At 61.4% G+C, this 5,481-nt stretch carries 4 protein-coding genes; 1 reads left to right on the top strand and 3 read right to left on the bottom strand.

Features of this window, described 5'->3' with window-relative positions:
• The first annotated feature begins 23 nt into the window (after positions 1–23).
• Complete coding sequence (locus QZ307_RS10020) at positions 24–1,379, top strand: ABC transporter substrate-binding protein (protein WP_295999476.1); 1,356 nt, start codon at positions 24–26, stop codon at positions 1,377–1,379.
• Between the two features lie 70 nt (positions 1,380–1,449).
• Here the strand turns inward: QZ307_RS10020 and QZ307_RS10015 are convergent, their stop codons facing one another.
• The 3 genes from QZ307_RS10015 to secY form a co-directional block, all read right to left on the bottom strand.
• Positions 1,450–3,627, bottom strand: a complete 2,178-nt coding sequence (locus tag QZ307_RS10015; protein ID WP_295999474.1) for a cytochrome C oxidase Cbb3 — start codon at positions 3,625–3,627, stop codon at positions 1,450–1,452.
• Between the two features lie 75 nt (positions 3,628–3,702).
• The gene (locus QZ307_RS10010; protein ID WP_295999472.1) at positions 3,703–4,332 is read right to left on the bottom strand and encodes an adenylate kinase; all 630 of its coding nucleotides are present in this window, start codon (positions 4,330–4,332) and stop codon (positions 3,703–3,705) included.
• Between the two features lie 35 nt (positions 4,333–4,367).
• On the bottom strand, positions 4,368–5,481 hold a 1,114-nt coding region (gene secY / locus QZ307_RS10005), incomplete at its 5' end, for a preprotein translocase subunit SecY (RefSeq protein WP_295999470.1).

Below are 5,481 nucleotides of genomic sequence, written 5' to 3'. Positions count from 1 at the left end.
TTGAGGGCCTCTACGAATTGGACATGCATACCTACCGCACCGAGCCAGGGCTCGCCGCCGATGTGCCGGTGCAAATTTCGGAGATCGAGTACGAAGTCACGCTGCGCGAGAATCCGCTCTTCTCCGACGGCACGCCTGTTACGGTGACCGACGTCTGCAACGCCTTTGCCCGCAACATGGCCAACGATCTGTACGGCTCGTTCCTCTCCTTCATCGACAAGGTGACCGTCAAAGACGAGCAGACCATTCGCATTACGCTCAACTCGCCCATGGGCATTCTGCTCAAGGAGCGCCTTGCCCTGGTGCGTGTCTTCCCCGCCGCCCTCCCGGACGAGGCGCTGAGCACGCTGCCCATTGGCTCGGGGCCGTGGCGCTACGAGTCCATTGACGGAGCCGACGGGGGCGCCCTGTCCTTTGTGCCCAACGAGCACTACACCGGCTCGTTCCCCGCCACCTGCAAGCGTATGGTGTGGTCGGTGATCCTCGATGATAAGAAGCGCACGGAGGCCCTGCAGAACCGCGAGGTGCTGTGCATGGAGGCGGCCCCGGAAGTGCTGGCCGACCAGATTACCGAGAGTGGCGCCACCGTGGAATACGTCCCCGGCTTCAATGCGCCGTTTCTCATGTTCAACTGCCTGAAGGAGCCCTTCGACAATCCCCGCGTGCGCCAGGCGCTGCTGTACGCCATCGACGTGGACAACCTCATTGCCCGCTGCGTCGGCGGCCACGGTCGGCCCTGCACGTCGCTTTTGCCCGACTACTTCCGCGGCTACCATCGGGCCGCCACGGTATACAGCTACGACCCGGAAAAGGCGCGCGCCTTGCTCGCCGAAGCCGAGGTCGAGGAGCTGGCCCTCACACTGCGCTGCAACGACAACTGGGTGAGCGATTTGGCCGCCGCCATCAAAGAGGACTGGGAGGCCGTGGGCGTCGCCGTCACGGTGCAGCCCCAGGCTACCGAGGCGCTGTTCGCCGACTTGTCCGAGGTCCCCGCCAAGGGTGAGGAGCTCCCCTTCGACGTGGTGCTCTCCCCCGGTGATCCCACCTGCTTCGGCAACGATCCCGATCTTATTATGAGCTGGTGGTACGGCGACAACGTCTGGACGCGCGCCCGCAGCTGCTGGGCCACGTCGCCCGAGTTCAAGCAGCTCTCCCGCATGCTCACCCGCGCCCGCACCACCGACGACGAGAACGAGCAGCAAGACCTCTGGAACCTCTGCTTCGACCTCATTGCCGCCGAGGCGCCGCTCTATCCCCTCTTCCACCGCGAGACGGCCACCGCCTATTACGCTCCCAACCTGGAGGGCTACGACCCCATCTCGGCTACGGGGCTGCTGCTTCTGGGCACCACGCCCATGGAGGAAGCCACCACGCTCTAAGGAATGGACCCCTCGAGGCCGAAAGCCGAAGGGGCGCCCCTAGGCCGCGGAGCAGACAGAAAGGGCATTCCTAGGTCCAGAAGAGGAACGTTTCCAGAAGGCTCTGGTAAGCCCAGGGATACACGTTGGAGTACCAGCCGGTTTCCGGCACCACGCACAGAAGGGCGCTGTAGATAAGGCCGAGGCTCACCAGCACGAGCAGCACCTTCAACAGCAGCTGGTACAGCGAGACGGTCTGGGGAATTTGCTCGTTCACCACAAAACACAGGAGCACCGCTGCCATAAGGAACATCACGCTGAAGTCGGCGTAGTAGCGCTGCAAGATGCCCGCCAGCTCGGCGTCAAGCAGGGCCACGAGGATTCCCGAGACGAGCAGCACGATAATGATGCCCATGATAGTGCGCGTCGAGCGCTGGCGGGCGCGCATAGCCAGGATGCGACGGGAGAACGCCAGCACCCACAGCAGAGGGAAGCAGGCGAAGATGCCGCCAAAGGTGACTTCCTTGATGGTCTGCCCCATGTAGGTGGTATCAAACGGCGCAGGCTGAAGGAACGGGAACACGCCGGTCATCGAGGGCGGCTGCAGGAAGTAGGTGAAGAAGGCCGGGGCCAAGCGCCCAAGGTTCATGCCGCGCTTGGTCATGTCGTTGACGGTCAGATTGTAGTTAGCTCCGAAGTCGGTAAGCGAGCCGAAGCGCGCGTAGTTATAGGCCATGATGCCAGCAGCCACAAGCACATAGGGCGCCACCAGGCAGGCGAATTCGCGCACGCCCTGAGGCGTGAGCAACCGTCGCTTGGTAATGTAGGTGCGCCAGAACAGCGGGAAGGCCAGAAGCGACAGCACCAAAAGCTGCGGGCGGCAACCAGCCACGAGGGCCATGCACAGCGAGCCCATGAACAGCCAGCGGCACGGATGCTGCGAGAGCCGGCCGCGCATCCAGCAGTACAGGCCCCATACCGAGAAGGCTAGGCCGCACATGATGGGCAGCGAATAGAAGGTGGGGAACTTCACCAGGTACATGATGCCGCTGCAGAACACGAGGGGCATTTGCAACAGCAGGTAGATGCCCAGGCTCACCGAGCGGAAGTGATAGCGCGCAAAACGATCGAGGAGCGCCGAGCATCCCAGAATAAACGCGATGGCCATGACGAGCACGCCGATGGCCGTGGGAAAATTCGCCCCCGTCAGCAAGTAGAACGGCAGGTAGAACAGAAGCACGGGCACAACGCCGAAGTAGACATAATAGTGCCCGTCGTGGTAGGCCACGTCGAAGAGGTACTTCTCCCCCGTTTCCTTTTGCAGCTCGTCGCGGGCGCCCTTATCGTAGGGGTCCTCCATGGTCTTCAGCCAGTCGGGCGGCTCCTCGTCTAAGTAGAGCCGGCCCTCGGCCATGGCACGGGCCAACTCGGCGTATTGCTGGGCGTTGTCGCCTCCCACCTCGAAGGTGTTCACCAGCGAGACACCGTCCCACGAACCGTGGTTGTACGAGGACGTGGCCACTCCCACCAGATTGGACCCATAGAACAAGAACGCGGACACCATGACCACCTCAAGGGCCACAGCGAAGATAATGCCCGCCTTCGACTTGCGCGGGTTCTCCACCATGCGAATGCGATAGATAACCGAGCCCGGACGGAAAGCGTAAACGAGCAACAGCACGGTGATCGTGACGATGAAGCGCAGGATGTTGAACTGGAACGGATGATGGGCGTTCAGGTAGATGCCCGTCAGCATGATGGGATAGGAAACGTCATCCCCCACCACCTCGAGGCGCAAGTTCTCTACGAGGCCCGCTGTTTGCAAGTTGATGTACTTGCTCTGCTCATCGAAGGTGGAAACGTGCGCCAGCGGCACCCCGACGGTGTACTCCGTTGAGTCGAAATAGGTTTGGTGGGCCGAATCGGTGAATTGGATCTTGACGTCGATGGTCTGAGCTGGCTGGTCGCGCTCGAAGTCGATCATGATGTTGTGAATCTCGGTATTGAGATGAGAGAACTCCAACACATGGTTGATGTCAGTCAGGCGAAAGCCGTCCCCTTCATCCTCTACTGCCGTAATACGATGGGACAAATCGATGGTGTCGTAGCCAGCCGAGGCGAAATAGTTGAAGTTGAACACGAACACCTCGAGCAGGGCGGCAATGAGCACCAGAGCCGCTACGGCCCGCACCACCCGCACCAGGGATGCGCGGTAAATGAGCCAGAAGCGCTCGAACGTGTACCCTATGTTTTCACGAACGGTAGGCATGTCCCCCATTATAAAGAAATCCCGCGCCCCCTGACGGGAGACACGGGATTTCTTGGATGACGGAACGGCACGAACCTACAGGTTCAGCGCCTCCTTCACGTCGGCGTACACCACGTTCGGGTCGCGGTCGCCGTCGATGGTGACGAGCAGTTCACAGCCGCGGTAGTAGTCGATGAGCGGGCTCGTCGACTTCTCGTAGACGTCGAGGCGGTTGCGCACCGTGGCCTCGTTGTCGTCGTCGCGCTGGTACATCTCGCCGCCGCACTTCGGGCAGGTGGCGCCGTCGGCCTCGGTGCCGATGTAGCCGCAGTCGCGGCACATGCGACGAGAGGTGAGACGGGCCACGATGACCTCGGGGTCAACGTCGATGAGCAGGGCCGCATCGAGGGGGCGACCCAGCTTGGACAGTTCGGCATCGAGCGCCACTGCCTGGGGCGAGGTGCGCGGGAAGCCGTCGAGGATAAAGCCGTTGGCCGTATCGGGCTCCTGCAGACGCTCGGTCACCAGGCCGATGATAACGTCGTCGGGCACCAGATCGCCGGCGTCCATGTAGGACTTCGCCTTCACGCCCAGCTCGGTGCCGGCCGCTACGGCAGCGCGCAACATATCGCCCGTGGAGATGTGGGGAGTCTGGAACTCTTCCACCAGCTTGGCAGCCTGAGTACCCTTGCCGGCACCCGGAGCCCCCAAAAGAACGATGTTCATGAAACATCCTTTCTCAACAGACCCGCAAGTCTGCCTTATTTAAAGAACCCTTCGTAGTTGTACATCTTCAGCTGCGACTCGATCTTGCTCATGGTGTCGAGGGCAACGCCGATCATAATGAGGATGGACGTGCCGCCGAACGCCTGGATGAGCTGATTGTTCGTGAAGAAGAAGATGATGGTGGGCACCACGGCAATAAGCGCGATGAAGATGCCGCCCGGCAGCGTCACGCGATTAATGACGTTCTTGATGTACTGCACCGTGGCCGTACCGGGACGAACGCCCGGAATAAAGCCGCCCTGCTTGCGGATGTTGTCCGCCGTCTCTTCCGGATTGAACACCATGGAGGTGTAGAAGTAGGCGAAGAACACGATGAGGGCAACGGTGAGCAACCAGTTCAGCCAACCCGTGGAGCACCAGTTCGCGAAGGTGGTCAGCCAATCAACGTTGAAGATGGCCGCCAGCTGCGCCGGGAAGTAGATGATGCAGCTTGCGAAGATGATGGGGATAACGCCGGCCGCGTTCACCTTCAGCGGAATGTAGGTGGACTGGCCACCCATCATCTTGCGACCCTGCACGCGCTTGGCGTAGTTCACCGGGATGCGGCGCTGCGCACGCTCAACGAAGATGATGAGCGGGATGCACACGAGCACCACAGCCAGAATGACGAGGGTCAGCGCAATGCCCGTGCCCAAATCGCTGGTGAGCGTCACCGACGAGAAGATGGCCGAGGGCACGCGAGACACGATGCTCACGAAGATGATGAGGGACATGCCGTTGCCGATGCCGCGCTGGGTGATGAGCTCGCCCATCCACATGATGAAGGCCGTGCCCGCCACCAGGGTGAACACGATAATGATGTTCGTGAGAGCCTCGGGCACCTCGGTGGAGAACTGCACACCGTAGGCGGGAGACTTGAACAGCAGCAGGTAGCCCACCGCGTTGATGAGGCCCAGACCCAGGGTGAGGTAACGCGTGACCTGCGTGATCTTGCGGCGACCCGTGTCGCCCTCACGCGCCCAGCGGCCCACCGCGGGAATAACGCCCTGCATCAGCTGCATGATAATGGATGCCGTGATGTAGGGCATGATGCCCAGCGAGAACACCGAGAAGTTCGACAGCGCGCCGCCGGTGAACAGGTCGAGCATG

This window comes from uncultured Adlercreutzia sp. (assembly GCA_910585575.1).
In the GTDB taxonomy this organism is placed as follows: Bacteria; Actinomycetota; Coriobacteriia; order Coriobacteriales; family Eggerthellaceae; genus Adlercreutzia.
This window is presented reverse-complemented; position numbering and strand designations above follow the sequence as displayed.